This is a genomic window from Streptacidiphilus alkalitolerans (assembly GCF_042511045.1).
GTDB lineage: Bacteria > Actinomycetota > Actinomycetes > Streptomycetales > Streptomycetaceae > Streptacidiphilus > Streptacidiphilus alkalitolerans.
Window position 1 is genome coordinate 1 of sequence record NZ_JBHEZX010000028.1, and the last position, 12,205, is coordinate 12,205.

Annotated in this window: 12 protein-coding genes; 3 read left to right on the plus strand and 9 right to left on the minus strand. The window is 71.1% G+C overall.

Annotated features, from left to right (window positions below; genetic code table 11):
• Positions 1 to 119 precede the first annotated feature (119 nt).
• From ACEZDG_RS36415 to ACEZDG_RS36430, 4 genes are all read right to left on the minus strand, one after another.
• On the minus strand, positions 120 to 455 hold the full coding sequence (locus tag ACEZDG_RS36415) for a P-II family nitrogen regulator (RefSeq protein ID WP_380518879.1): 336 nt from the start codon (positions 453 to 455) through the stop codon (positions 120 to 122).
• The gene (locus ACEZDG_RS36420) at positions 452 to 1,888 is read right to left on the minus strand and encodes an ammonium transporter (protein WP_380518882.1); all 1,437 of its coding nucleotides are present in this window, start codon (positions 1,886 to 1,888) and stop codon (positions 452 to 454) included. Before ACEZDG_RS36420 ends, ACEZDG_RS36415 begins: the two co-directional genes overlap by 4 nt.
• Positions 1,885 to 2,334, minus strand: coding sequence for a hypothetical protein (locus tag ACEZDG_RS36425; RefSeq protein WP_380518885.1), 450 nt, complete (start codon positions 2,332 to 2,334; stop codon positions 1,885 to 1,887). The genes ACEZDG_RS36420 and ACEZDG_RS36425 overlap by 4 nt, the downstream gene beginning before the upstream one ends.
• Before the next feature lie 126 nt (positions 2,335 to 2,460).
• Positions 2,461 to 3,309: a LysR family transcriptional regulator gene (locus tag ACEZDG_RS36430; RefSeq protein WP_380518888.1), complete on the minus strand. Its 849-nt coding sequence runs from the start codon at positions 3,307 to 3,309 to the stop codon at positions 2,461 to 2,463.
• A gap of 95 nt (positions 3,310 to 3,404) precedes the next feature.
• Here ACEZDG_RS36430 and ACEZDG_RS36435 point away from each other — a divergent pair, with 95 nt between their 5' ends.
• The gene (locus ACEZDG_RS36435) at positions 3,405 to 4,136 is read left to right on the plus strand and encodes an SDR family oxidoreductase (protein ID WP_380518891.1); all 732 of its coding nucleotides are present in this window, start codon (positions 3,405 to 3,407) and stop codon (positions 4,134 to 4,136) included.
• A 30-nt stretch (positions 4,137 to 4,166) separates the two neighbouring features.
• Here ACEZDG_RS36435 and ACEZDG_RS36440 read toward each other — a convergent pair whose 3' ends face one another.
• Together ACEZDG_RS36440 and ACEZDG_RS36445 are read right to left on the minus strand one after the other, a co-directional pair.
• Complete coding sequence (locus ACEZDG_RS36440; protein ID WP_380518894.1) at positions 4,167 to 4,778, minus strand: DUF1707 SHOCT-like domain-containing protein; 612 nt, start codon at positions 4,776 to 4,778, stop codon at positions 4,167 to 4,169.
• A gap of 105 nt (positions 4,779 to 4,883) precedes the next feature.
• The gene (locus ACEZDG_RS36445; protein ID WP_380519056.1) at positions 4,884 to 5,549 is read right to left on the minus strand and encodes a DUF4097 family beta strand repeat-containing protein; all 666 of its coding nucleotides are present in this window, start codon (positions 5,547 to 5,549) and stop codon (positions 4,884 to 4,886) included.
• A 226-nt stretch (positions 5,550 to 5,775) separates the two neighbouring features.
• On the opposite strand from ACEZDG_RS36445, the gene ACEZDG_RS36450 reads away from it, so the two are divergent.
• Complete coding sequence (locus ACEZDG_RS36450; protein ID WP_380518897.1) at positions 5,776 to 6,492, plus strand: GbsR/MarR family transcriptional regulator; 717 nt, start codon at positions 5,776 to 5,778, stop codon at positions 6,490 to 6,492.
• Positions 6,493 to 6,513: 21 nt separating this feature from the next.
• On the opposite strand, the gene ACEZDG_RS36455 is transcribed toward ACEZDG_RS36450, so the two are convergent.
• The gene (locus ACEZDG_RS36455) at positions 6,514 to 8,511 is read right to left on the minus strand and encodes a LamG-like jellyroll fold domain-containing protein (protein ID WP_380518901.1); all 1,998 of its coding nucleotides are present in this window, start codon (positions 8,509 to 8,511) and stop codon (positions 6,514 to 6,516) included.
• Between the two features lie 198 nt (positions 8,512 to 8,709).
• On the opposite strand from ACEZDG_RS36455, the gene ACEZDG_RS36460 reads away from it, so the two are divergent.
• Complete coding sequence (locus ACEZDG_RS36460; protein WP_380518905.1) at positions 8,710 to 9,642, plus strand: bestrophin family protein; 933 nt, start codon at positions 8,710 to 8,712, stop codon at positions 9,640 to 9,642.
• Positions 9,643 to 9,663: 21 nt separating this feature from the next.
• On the opposite strand, the gene ACEZDG_RS36465 is transcribed toward ACEZDG_RS36460, so the two are convergent.
• Complete coding sequence (locus tag ACEZDG_RS36465; RefSeq protein WP_380518910.1) at positions 9,664 to 10,647, minus strand: thiopeptide-type bacteriocin biosynthesis protein; 984 nt, start codon at positions 10,645 to 10,647, stop codon at positions 9,664 to 9,666.
• A complete protein-coding gene (locus ACEZDG_RS36470) occupies positions 10,644 to 12,182 on the minus strand; it encodes a hypothetical protein (RefSeq protein WP_380518914.1) in 1,539 nt (512 codons plus the stop codon). The genes ACEZDG_RS36465 and ACEZDG_RS36470 overlap by 4 nt, the downstream gene beginning before the upstream one ends.
• Between the last annotated feature and the right edge of the window lie 23 nt (positions 12,183 to 12,205).

Genomic DNA, 12,205 nt, shown 5'->3' on the forward strand with positions numbered 1-12,205 from the left:
CGCACGCTCGCCGCGTTGCCGAACCGCCCTGGTAGCTCCGCTACAAGGACGCTCCGGCGCCTTGCGACCGCACGCACCGGACACCGCTCCTTCACCCGCGGAGACCCGTCAGACACCCCCTAGAAGAGCGCGCCCTCGCCCCGCTCGCCGGTCCGGATGCGGACGAGGTGCTCCACCGGCTGGACCCACACGGTTCCGCCGGCCCGGCCCCCGCCGCACGCGACGATCACCTGCACCACGTCCACCGCGTCGATGTCGGTGGTGATGATGTCCATCCGGACCGCGGCCTGCAGCTCGACCATGCGGCGCACGCCCCGGTACACCTCGTACCGGGGCATGCCCTCGTCGCGGGCGAACACGGTGCTGACGGTGACTCCGGGGATCCCGAGGGTACGCAGCGCCCGGTGCACCTGCTCGAAGCCTGCCGTGGGCAGGACGGCGGTGATCAGCTTCACGGTTCCGCTGCTGGCTCGGCGCGCTCGGCGGCGGTCTCCGCGGCCGGGGGCGAACTTCGCTCCGCGCCGACGGACACGGACACGCCGACCGCGGCGAGCCCCTCCTCGCTGGGGTACGCCTCCTCGTCGTGCGAGGCGAGGTCGCCGAGCTCCAGGACGTCGTCGGGGGAGCGGAGTTTGACGAACAGTCCGATCACCTTGAGGATCACAAAGGTCATCAGGCCGTCCCAGACGATAATGGTCCCGGCGGCCCCGGCCTGGAGGGCGAGCTGTTTGGGATGGCCGTGGAACAGCCCGGAGACGGAGACGGCGCTGCCGTCCTTGTTGTAGTAGATCGCCATGGCCGGGTCCGCGAACAGGCCCACCAGCAGGCCGCCGACCAGCCCGGCCACGCCGTGGGTGTGGACCACGCCGAGGGCGTCGTCCACCTTGCTCATGAACCTCAGCTTGGCCAGCTTGTTCCAGGAGAGCCAGACCAGGACCGAGGCGATCAGGCCGATCAGGATCGCGCCCACACCGGTGACGAACCCGGCCGCCGGGGTGATCGCGACCAGGCCGACGATCATGCCGTTGACGGCCCCCAGGAAGGTCGGCTTGCGCTGCGCCCCGGCGAACATGTCCAGCAGCACCCAGGTCAGCAGCGCCACCGCGGTGGCCAGATTGGTGTTGAGCACGCCCGCCGCGGCGTTCTGGCCGGCGAAGTACATGTCGCCGCCGTTGAACCCGTTCCACCCCAGCCACAGCAGGCCCGCCCCGCAGGCCACCAGCGGCAGGTTGTTGGGCACGGCCCTGGCCCGGTCCCGGGCCAGCCGCGGTCCCACGACCGCGGCTGCCACGAATCCCGAGGTCCCGGCGGCGAGGTGGATCACATAGCCGCCGGAGTAGTCCAGTGCGCCCATCTGGGCCCACCAGCCGCCGCCCCAGAGCAGGAAGGCGTTGACGGAGTAGACGATGCCGGACCAGAGGAGGACGAAGAGCAGCCAGGCTCTGAAGTTCATCCGGCCGATGACGCTGCCGAGGAACAGCAGCGGGGTGATCGCCGCGAAGGCGAACTGGAAGTAGGCGAGGGTGGACTGGGGGAAGCGGAAGGCCGGCATCAGCCCCTGGCCGCTGACCAGGGGGATGTTGGCCTGGGCGGTCTCGGCGTGGGCGCCGGTGATGGTGCCGGGGCGGCCCACCGCGGCGCGGAGGATGCCCGGGCCCAGGTGCAGCGGGTTGCCGAAGCTCATCTTGAACTCGTAGAGCACCCAGGCGACCAGCACGATGGAGAACGCGCTGAAGGCCATGAGCATGGTGTTGACGGCCCACTTGCGCTGGACCAGGCCGCCGTAGAGGATCGCGATACCGGGGATGCTCATCAGTCCGACCAGCGTCGCGGCCACCAACTGCCACGTGTTGTCGCCTGAGTTGAGCCAACTGGGATAGGGAATCACTGCGCAGTGCCTCCCGTCGGGGAATGTGCGACACGGCCGGGCCGCGCGCGTCCACCCCGGAAGGTCCAGCGATCCGGTTTCTCTGACGTTGCGTCAGTATGTCGGCGACGAAAAGAAAATTCTCTTACCAGCCCCTCACGGGCGTGGCTGCGCAGCGGGATGACGTCGGCGTCCTTGCCGGGGACGAGGCTGCCGGTGCGGGCGCCCAGGCCGAGGGCGTGGGCGCCGTCGGAGGCGGTGTGGAGGCTGGTGCGCAGGTGCAGTTCGTCGGCCAGCTTCAGTTCCCCGGCGACGGTGTCCAGGTTGGTGTCGTCGGCGCCGCGCAGCCCGATCGCCATGGTGACCAGGCCGTCGTCGGCCAGGGTGGAGCGGACGCGGCGGACCTCCGGGTCGACGGCGGTGTCGGCGTGCTCCGGTCCCCGGGCGCAGTGGAACCAGTCGGGCATGGTGGTGATCCCGGAGTGCGGCGCCCACCGGCTCGCGGACCTTCCCAACGTCGCCACCGTGACCAGTTACGTGACGATGAAAACGCTGCACCACGGCGGGTAGCGGCCGAGGTGGCCGGACCGGCCCTAGAGACGGGTCGCCGTGCGGACGAGGTCGGCGACGGCTCGGGAGCGGCTGTGCGGCGGCCAGGCGATGACGGTGGTGACTTGCGGCGCGTCCAGCACGGGCACGGCGGCGAGGTCACCGTGCAGTTGGGTCCGGGACGACTCCGGCGAGACCGCGCAAGCCCGGCCGAGCGCGATGAGCTGCAGCAACTGGGTGTGGTCGCGGACCTTCGGGCCGGGCCCCGGCGGGTAGTTGCCGTCGCGGTCGGGCCAGCGCGGCAGCGGCAGGCCGGGCAGCGCGGTGATGTCGGCCATCAGCACATGGGGCCGGAGCGTGAGCGGATGCCCGGCCGGCAGGAGCACTACCTGGCTCTGGGTGTCGAGCTCCTCGGTGTCGAACCCGGCGGTCGAGTCGAACGGCCGGTGCAGCAGGGCGACGTCGGCCCGTCCTTCGCGCAGCAGCCGTTCCTGCTCGGCCGGGCCGCACAGGATGACGTCGACCGGGACCGCGCCGGGTTCGGCGGCGTAGGCGTCGAGCAGTTTCGCCAGCAGTTCGCTGGACGCGGTGGCCTTGGTGACCAGGACCAGGCCGGGACGGCCGGTCGCGGCGAGGGCGGCGCGGCGGGTGCGGCGCTCGGCGGCTTCGACCGCGTCCAGGGCCGCCCGGCCCTCGACCAGCAGCACCGCGCCGGCCTCGGTCAGGGTGACGGTGCGGCTGGTCCGGTCCAGCAGCGCTGCCCCCAGTCGGCGTTCGAGCCGCTGGATCGCCCGCGACAGCGGCGGCTGGGCGATCCCGAGCCGCTGTGCGGCGCGCCCGAAGTGCAGTTCCTCGGCGACGGCGACGAAGTAGCGCAGTTCCCGGGTCTCCATGCCACCACCGTACTCCGGATCAATACCTGGAGGGTATCGCCGACCACCCGATCGGTGTTGGACCCCCGCCGGGTCCCGGCGGCAGCATGGTTCCCATGAGCGAACAGACAATTGCGCTGGTCACCGGCGCGAACAAGGGAATCGGCTATGAAATCGCCGTGGGCCTCGGCGCCCTCGGCTGGAAGGTCGGCGTCGGCGCCCGCGACGACAAGCGGCGCGAGTCCGCGGTGGAGCGGCTGCGCGCGGCCGGCGTCGACGCCTTCGGCGTGCCGCTGGACGTGACCGACGACGCGAGCGTGAGCGCCGCCGCACAGCTGATCGAGGAGCAGGCCGGCGGCCTCGACGTGCTCGTCAACAACGCCGCTGTCACCGGCGGCTGGCCGCAGCAGCCCACCCTGGTGGATCCCGACATCATCCGCGCGGTCGTGGAGACCAATGTGATCGGCGTCGTCCGCGTCACCAACGCGATGCTGCCGCTGCTGCGCCGTTCCGCCTCGCCGCGCATCGTGAACATGTCCAGCAGCGTCGGCTCCCTCACCCGGCAGGCAGGAACCGGCGCCGAGCAGACGACGGGCCCGGTGGCGGTGGCGTACCCGCCGTCGAAGTCCTTCCTGAACGCCGTCACGCTGCAGTACGCCCGGGAGTTGAGCGGCACGAACATCCTGATCAACCTGGGCTGCCCCGGCTATGTCGCCACCGACCTCAACGGCTTCCGCGGGGTGCGCACCCCCGAGCAGGGCGCGGCGATCGCGATCACCCTCGCCACCCTGCCCGACGACGGCCCGACCGGCCAGTTCTTCGAGGACGCCGGCCCCGTGCCCTGGTGAGAGCATGGGAGCCCCGGTCCGTCCCACGGGTCACGGACGGGTGGGCGGCAGTCGGCGGGTCTCGATCCTGCCGTGCTTCATCCGGCCGGTGAGGCGGATCCGCAGTGTCTGCGGGGTGTCGTCGGCCGGGTCCCTGTTGATCTCCAGCTGGCCGTGCCGCACCGCCAGCTCATTGGCGTCCACCACCATGCCCGGCGCGAGGAGCAGTTCCACGCTGCCGCCGCTCATCCGCAGTTCGACGACCAGCTCGGGCCGGCTGTACACCGCGCTGCTCAGGTCCAGGGTGACCTGGCTCCAGGCAACACGGAGCGCCAGCCGGTGCGGGAGGGTCCAGTCGCCTTCGCGGCGGACGATGCCGTGCTTCTCCTTGATGGTCAGCAGTTCCGCGGCCGGTTCGCCCTGGCGGGCCGGTACGGCGGTGTGCGGCAGGGCGACGGCTCGTCCCGGCTCCGCGACCAGGTCGGCGGTCAGCGGAGTCAGCGCGGCCAGGGTGCGGGCGGTCAGCGCCGCGTCCAGTCGCTCGTGGAACTCGGCCGGGTCGAGCCGGCCGTCGGCGACGGCGGTGCGCAGCGTGTCGATGACGCGGTCACGGTCCGCGTCGGACGCGCGCAGCGCCGGTGGGTCGGTCGGGTCTGCCGGCACCCTGGCTCCTCGGTCGTAGGGGGTGCCTCCGCGGTCACCGGCCACCACGGTATATCGCGAGTTGGCGGTTATCAACGACGGTCCGTCATGATCGGTGCATCTCCTTCAGAGGCTGCGGGCGGTGATGTCGCCCTGGCCGGTGGTGGCGTGGATGTCGAGTTCGGTGGTGCCGTCGTTCTTCAGGGCGTTGCTGACGCGGCCGTGGCCGGTGCCGGCGTCCAGGGAGGCCGAGACGCCGGGGGCGGCGCCGACCGAGATGTCACCCAGCTGGGTGCGGAGTACCACCGCGCCGCGTACGGCCTCGGTGATCGTGATGGCGCCGCGGGCGGTGCTGATCTGGGCGGGGCCGCCCAGCCGGCCGACCTGGACGTCGCCGTCGACCGCGGTGAGCTGGAGGCTCGCGGCCTCGTCGAGCTTGATCTGCCGGTACGCGCCTTCGAAGACGACGTCGCCCAGGCGTCCGACGCCGCGCAGCTCGCAGCTCGCGGTGTGGGCCTCGACCCGGGAGCCGGCCGGGAGTTGGACGGTGACCTCCAGCGATCCGGACGGCCCGACGTACTGGTTCCTGGGACCGGCGGTGCGGATCCGCAGGACGCCCTCGGCGAATTCGACCGTGGTCTTCTTCGCCGCCTTCACGTCACGGCTCTTGGCGGGGTCGGCGGGCCGGACCTCGACGGTGGTGTCCGCCCGGTCGGCGGCGATGACCTGGATCCGCCCGGCGGCGATGTCCAGGACGGCGGAGATGGCGGCGGGGGTGTTGAACGTCTGCATCATGCTCTCCTTGTGCGCTGCTTGTTTCTGACATCGCAAACGCTACGTTGCGTTCGAGAATCACACAACGTATCTGTTGCAGTAAGTCGGCATCTCTGCAGGTGAATAGCCGAATATTGTTGCAATGGATGTGCATCTAACGCAATGACAGCTGTTGTGGTCGTTGCATTGGAGTGAAAGTGAACGCTATGGTGGCGACGTCGGGGGCGCATGGAGGGAGATCACGGTGCCGGGAGGCAGGCTCACCCAGCAGGAACGCCAGCAGATCGCGCTGGGGCTGGCCGACGACCTCGCGTATGCGGAGATCGCCCGTCGGCTGGACCGCCCCACCTCGACCGTCACCCGCGAGGTGGACCGCAACGGCGGCCCCACCGCCTACCGCGCCGACCTGGCCCACCGCGCCACCGAGCACCGCGCCCGTCGGCGCAAGCAGACCCCGCCCCGCAGGCCGGGCGCGGCGACGGCGCTGGGGCAGGGGCGGGACGAGGACGCCGTGCGTGCGTACGAGGAGTCGTTCACCACGCTGCTGATGCAGCAGGGACTGCCCAAGATGACCGCCCGGGTGCTGACCTGCCTGTTCATCGCGGACACGGGCAGTGTCACGGCCGCCGACCTGGTCCAGCACCTCCAGGTCAGCCCCGCGTCCGTCTCCAAGGCCGTCGGATTCCTCGAGGAGCAGGGACTCATCCGCCGCGAGCGCGACGAACGCCGCCGCGAGCGCTACTTCGTCGACGGCGACGTCTGGTACCAGTCGACGATCGCCAGCGCCCACGGCGTCGCCCGGATCGCCGAGACCGCGCGGCAGGGCATCGGCGTCCTGGGCCGCGACAGCCCCGCCGCCGCCCGCCTGGAGAACATCGCCCGGTTCAGCGAGTTCGTCAGCGAGAGCATCCTGCGCGCCGCGGAGCAGGTCCGCGACGTCCTCCACGACGGAGGGCCGTAGCCGCCGGGTTCTGACTCGGTATCAGGCGTTCATGAACTGGTCCAGCCGCAGCGGGCGGTTCACGATGCGGACGTCGCCGACGGAACCGTGGAAGACCTGGCTGACCGCCCCGGCCCACTGGTAGCCGCCGAGCAGGAACGGCAGGTCCAGCGCGGTCAGGCCGATCGCCGGGGTGGAGGGGTTGCGGCCCTCCTCGCAGCCGTTGACGTAGAGCTTGCTCACCCGGCCGTCGTTGACCACCGCCACATGCCACCACACCTCCTGCTGGAGCAGGTGGCTCCAGGCCGTCGTCGCACCGGTCTGGTTCAGCGGGTAGGCGTTCCACTGGAGCTCGATCGAACTGCTCAGGCTCAGCGCGAGGATCGGCTCCTCCGCCGTGGCCGTGGGGCCGTTCTTGCCGGCCAGGGAGGCTGAGCCGGCCCGGCTGAGCATCGAGGACCAGCCGTTCCGGCCGGAGTCCCAGTCCTGGGGCACCTTGAAGAAGGCCTCGACGGTGTAACCGTGCTGGAAGGTCTCGCGGTTGATCGGCGCCCGGTCGACGGTCTGGAAGTACGCGCCGCTCACCGGGCCGCCCTGCCCGGCGAAGACCAGGCTGCCGTGGCCCGGCTGGTCCGGGTGGTGGTCCGTGGTCCAGGTCAGCGCGTGCGCGGGGGTGCCCGGCACCTGCTGGAGGACCAGGTCGTTGCCGTTGCCGGCCTGGTCCTGGACGCTTGTGCCCGGTGCCACGTCGCTGCCGTCGGCGGCGCCGCTGTCGAACCTCCAGTAGGCGAGGGTACCGGGGACCAGCATCCGGCGCGCCGGGCGGGCTGTGCGCGGCGGCACCGGCGCGAAGCCGGAGAAGCGCTGGTCGAAGTCGATCGCCATGGAGAAGTAGTCGACCGGCGAGGTGAGTTCGATCTCCTGGGCGGCCAGCGGGTTCAGCTCGTCCTTGCCGGCCAGTTCGCGGATCCAGGGCGAGAAGGTGGAGACGTCGATCGTGCCGCGCTCCAGGTCGAAGCGGTAGGAGCGGATCATGCCCGCGCCGCCGTAGTACCGGTCCTGGTAGTTGGTAATGTGCAGGTGCACGTCGTGGCCGGCGCTGTTCTTCATGGTGGTGCTGCCGGGCGGCCAGTAGTGGCCGTTGAGGGCCAGGAAGATCTGGTCGTTGTCCTTGATCAGCCGGTCCCACATCTGCTGCCCGTAGTCGGACAGCCCCGCCGTGCCGTCGTCGTAGGAGCCGACGATCTCATGGGTGGTGACGATCACCGGGAGGGTCGGGTTCGCGGCGATGACGGCGTTGGCCCAGGCGAAGCCGTTGTCGGACAGCCGCCAGTCGAGGGCCAGCACCATCCACTTCCGGCCGCCCGCACGGAGGATGTGGCAGGTGTTGTAGCCGTCGGGGCTGGAGGAGTGGTAGCTCGGCGTCTTCGCGGCCCGCTTCGGGCTGAAGGTGTCCAGGTAGGGTGTGTCGCCACGCTGGTCGTCGTTGCGCACGTCGTGGTTGCCCGCGAGCACGCTGTACGAGGCCCCGGCGTGGTCCAGCATGTCGAAGACCTTGGTGGCCGCGGCGAACTCCTCGGCCAGGCCGTTGTTGGTCACGTCTCCGAGGTGGGCCAGGAAGACGATGTTCTCGTCGGTCCCGCCCTTGCGGGCCGCCGGGTCCAGCACATAGCGGAAGGACGCCTCCATCGGCACCGGGTGGATCCGGTCCTGGTCGAACATGTACTGGGTGTCGGGCATCACCACGAAGGTGAACCGGGGGTTCTCCGGGTCCGGGCGCCAAGTGCCGTGCAGCGCAGGCGTCATGGAGGTCTGCCCGTAGGGGTCGGAGCTGCCGCCGTGGCCGCCGGTGCTGCCGCCGTCGGTCGCAGCGAAGGCCGGTCCGGCGCCGAGCAGGCCCGCCGCGGTGACGCCCGCGCCGAGCGCACCGGCGCCGCGGAGGAAGACCCGACGGCTGGACGCGGCGAAGCCGTCGCCGTCGAGATCCGCCGTGCGCGGGCATGAGCAATCAGCCGGGTGCGCGGTGTGACCTGCTTGCATGGGAACTCCCTGGTGTGAGTGTCGGGCGCACCCCGACGCTAGCCAGCGGACCGGTCTCGGGGCATGGCCTGGCGGACAACGAACGCCGAACTCTCCTCCAACGCCCCACGCGGTTTCGACCGCCAGTCGCATCGGACGGAGCATCACACTGCTTGGGGGGTCTGGGATTTGACGGCACAGTGCGGTTAGGCTGGCGCGGTGATCGTCAAGGGAAGCTTCAACCTCAGCCGCACTGTCCCGTTCGTCCGGTTCGACCTCGCGCTCGCCGCGGTCAGCAGCACGGCCGCGTACCTGCTGGTCGACCGGGCCGACATCCGATGGCTTGCGCTGCCCTCGCTGGTCGCCACCGTGCTGGGAACCGCGCTGGCCATCCTGCTCGCCTTCCGCGCCAACACCGCCTACCAGCGCTGGTGGGAGGCGAGTGCGATCTGGGCCCAACTGACCGGACTGTCAAGGACACTGATCCGAGTCGCCCGCACGGTCACCGACGCCAAACTCGCCGACCCCGCGATCGACCCCGAGGTGGTCCGGGCCTGGCAGCGCGACCTCGCCCACCGCCAGGCGGCCTGGGCGCACAGCCTGGCCCGGCTGCTGCGCCGGCAGGACTCCGTCGTGGAGCTCACCCGGCTGTTGTCGCCCGAGGAGGCCGAACTGGTGCTGGCGGCGGACAACCGCCCCGCGGTGCTGGCCCGGCTGCAGAGCCAGGCCATCTTCCACGGTTACGCCCTCGGCATCCTGACCGGCCTGGACAACTTCCAGATGGAGACCGCTCTGGCCGGGCTGTCCACGCAGCAGGCGCTGGCCGAGCGGATGAGCAACACACCGATCCCGAGGCCGCACGACTACCTCAGCCGGTTGTTCGTGCACTGCTACGTGGTGGTGTTCCCGTTCACCGCGATCAGCGCGTTGACCTCCTACCGCTGGCTGGTGATTCCCTCCGCGCTGCTGATCACCCTGTTCTTCCGGATGGTCGAGCGGGTCGGCGCGTCCACCGAGGAGCCCTTCGCCAACCGCACCCAGGACGTCCCCATCACCGCCCTGGCGGTCAACCTCGAACGCGACCTGCTCGAACTGGTCGACGTCCAGGAGCGCCCGGCCAGGCCCGCGCCGGTGGACGGATACCTCTGGTAGGGGGCCGGAGCCCTGCCGTGGTCACTTCCGTCCCGCCTCGGTATCGAGCAACGCGAGCAGCAGTTCGGCGATATGCGCCTCGCGCCCGGCGCCCACGCCCAGACGGTTCGAGGTCATGTGCACGTGTGAGCCGAGGACAGCGGCGGCCCGCCTCGGGCCCAGCTGTTCGCTCCACAACCGCAGCGCCACCCGCAGGGGATCGGTCCACTCGGCCCAGCGCGGGTCGCCGTGGTGCAGGATCTCGCGCAGCAGCGGGCCGAGGGTGGTGAGCGAGGCGAGCTGTTCCCTGGCGGTGTCGGCCAGTTGCTGCCGGATCCCTTCGGTGCTCCTCGCGGTGGCGCTCTTCGGCCGGGTCCAGTCCAGCCACATGTCCCGCTGCACTGCCAGGAAGTCGACCCGGCCGGTCGGGGAGGCGCCTGCATCGAGGAGCGAACAGGCGGCGGCCGTCGCCTCGAGCCCGGAGACGAGTCCGTGCCGGATGCCGGCCCTGGCCAGGCAGACCCGCAGCGCCACCCGGCTGGAGCTGTGGAACAGGTCCTCGGACGCGGCGATGAGCCGGCGCCCGCCGTAGCGTTCGTACTCCGGTTCGTAGTCGGCTCGGTGGACCCCTGGTGGCAGGAGCTCGCCCACTTCGAGCGGACCGTCCTGTTCGCCCGCGGTCGCGAGAGGCCGCACGGTGCGGGCGTAGGTGTCCTGGTCGAGCCGTCGCGCCGGCGGCACACGGGTGTCAAGGCTGTGCAGCCGTTCTGCCAGTTCGCTCTCCACTCCGTCCGCCTCGGTCCGGGTCAGGCCGCGGATGCGCAGCCGCAGATGCGGTCCGCGCTGCCAGTAGCGGAGGAAGAACCACGGCGGGCCGTCAGGACCGAGCAGTCCGAGGCGGTCGGCCAGTGGACCGAGCGCCTCGGTGACGACGTCGTCCAGGTCGGTCGGGGCCGAACTGGCGATGTGCAGATGCCAGCTGTGCCAGCCGGATTCCTCGTCGCGGGACACGGTTTGTGCTGTCATGTGCGCAGGTCGAGCATCGGCTCGATGAACCGGGACCGCCCGCAGGTCACGCTGAACACCGGTACCAGCTCCCGGGGCAGGCCCATCAGGTGCTGCATCCAGAACTCCTCGAAGGACCGGGCCGGCCGGGCGAACAGACCGTGTGCGGCGGCCGCGGTCGTGATCCCGTGGGTCACCCAGCCGCACCACAGCTGCAGCAGCGACCAGCCGACCGGACCGAACTCGTCCAGGATGGCGTCGAGATCGGCGGAGAACACCCACATGGCGTTCGCATGGCGCAGACCGCAGTCCATCCCCGGCGTCAGCGGGTAGCTGAAACCGTCCTGGAGCGCCTGCATCAGTCCGGGGTCCGTGCCGTCGGGTTCGATCCGCCCCTGGACCACGGTGTAGCGGCCGGTGGGCAGTCCCGCCATGCGCTGGAGCGCGACGGTGGTCCGGACCCCGCGGGCGATCTCCGCGAGCGGCCCCGGGGCGGGCCGACTGCTCCAGGCGAGCAGGTCCGCCAGGCAGTCCTCGCCGAACACGGCGGGTCTGGCGGAGAAGCCGGTGATCCCCTCGGGAGTCCTTCCCGCTGTCCGGTTCCACAGCACCTCGGCCCAGTCGGGTCGCGCGGTGCCGGTGTCGTGGTGCGGAAGGTCCGGTACTCCGCGGACCGGTTCGGTGCTGCCGGGTGGCAGACCGGTGAGCGGCTCGGTCACCCCGGCGGACTCCAGCAGCGAGGAATGGCCGGACTCCAGCCGCAGTCGGGCGTCCTCCTCCGGATAGTGCGGGGAGCCGGACTCCACCGCGTGCGGCAGGGGTTGACCGGCCGGTAGTGGGCCGAGGCCCTGGAGGGTCACCACCAGTGGCGGTGACCAGGCCCCCGGGCCGCTGCCGGCGACCAGCCGGCCGGCCGCGGTGACCTCCGCGCCGCCCCAGCGCTGCTGGACCCGGACATCCAGCAGGTCCGCGGCGATGTGCAGGCCACGGAGGTTGATGCCCAGCTCCAGCAGGCCCAGCGCGCAGCGCAGCCGTCCGTACGGCGTGGGCAGGTCGGTGTAGCGGGCCGCGAGGATCACGGTGACCTCGCCGGCGTCCGGGAGCAGTACTCCGAGCTCACCACCGGGGGCCACCGTCCCCGGAAGGTCGACCAGTGCATGGCGGTACAGGTCCAGGTAGGCGGACGAACCGTCCGGGGCCAGGACGAAGGCGTGGACCGGGAACTTGCTGCGCACCGAGGCGATCGTGCGGTGGTCGTTGAAGCGGTTCGAGGGTTCCCGCCGCTGCAGGCCGAAGGCGGTGAGGAGCAGGTGTCCCAGCCGGTCGCCCGGCGGCAGGGCGGCGGTGGCCGGGAGCACCGGGGTCTGCGGGTAGCGTGCTCCGGACAGCAGTCCGGTGGTGCCGGTCGGCAGCAGCCGTCCGCCGGTGCCCCGGGCAGCGGCCGGCGGCAGGGTGGCCGAGGTGGCCACGCTGTCGTCCACGTGCGGCTGTTCGTTCAGCCTGCCTCGCCATGGACCCTGCCGGTAGGCGAACAGTCGGACATCGGTGATCGTCATCGACGGTGCTCTTCCTTCGGGTG

Excerpts from the sequence above, each read along its gene's own strand:
- ACEZDG_RS36445 (WP_380519056.1), bottom strand. The coding sequence starts at position 5,549 with ATGCAGACGTTCAACACCCCCGCCGCCATCTCCGCCGTCCTGGACATC.
- ACEZDG_RS36455 (WP_380518901.1), bottom strand. The coding sequence starts at position 8,511 with ATGCAAGCAGGTCACACCGCGCACCCGGCTGATTGCTCATGCCCGCGC.
- ACEZDG_RS36435 (WP_380518891.1), top strand. The coding sequence starts at position 3,405 with ATGAGCGAACAGACAATTGCGCTGGTCACCGGCGCGAACAAGGGAATC.
- ACEZDG_RS36470 (WP_380518914.1), bottom strand. The coding sequence starts at position 12,182 with ATGACGATCACCGATGTCCGACTGTTCGCCTACCGGCAGGGTCCATGG.
- ACEZDG_RS36430 (WP_380518888.1), bottom strand. The coding sequence starts at position 3,309 with ATGGAGACCCGGGAACTGCGCTACTTCGTCGCCGTCGCCGAGGAACTG.
- ACEZDG_RS36425 (WP_380518885.1), bottom strand. The coding sequence starts at position 2,334 with ATGCCCGACTGGTTCCACTGCGCCCGGGGACCGGAGCACGCCGACACC.
- ACEZDG_RS36465 (WP_380518910.1), bottom strand. The coding sequence starts at position 10,647 with ATGACAGCACAAACCGTGTCCCGCGACGAGGAATCCGGCTGGCACAGC.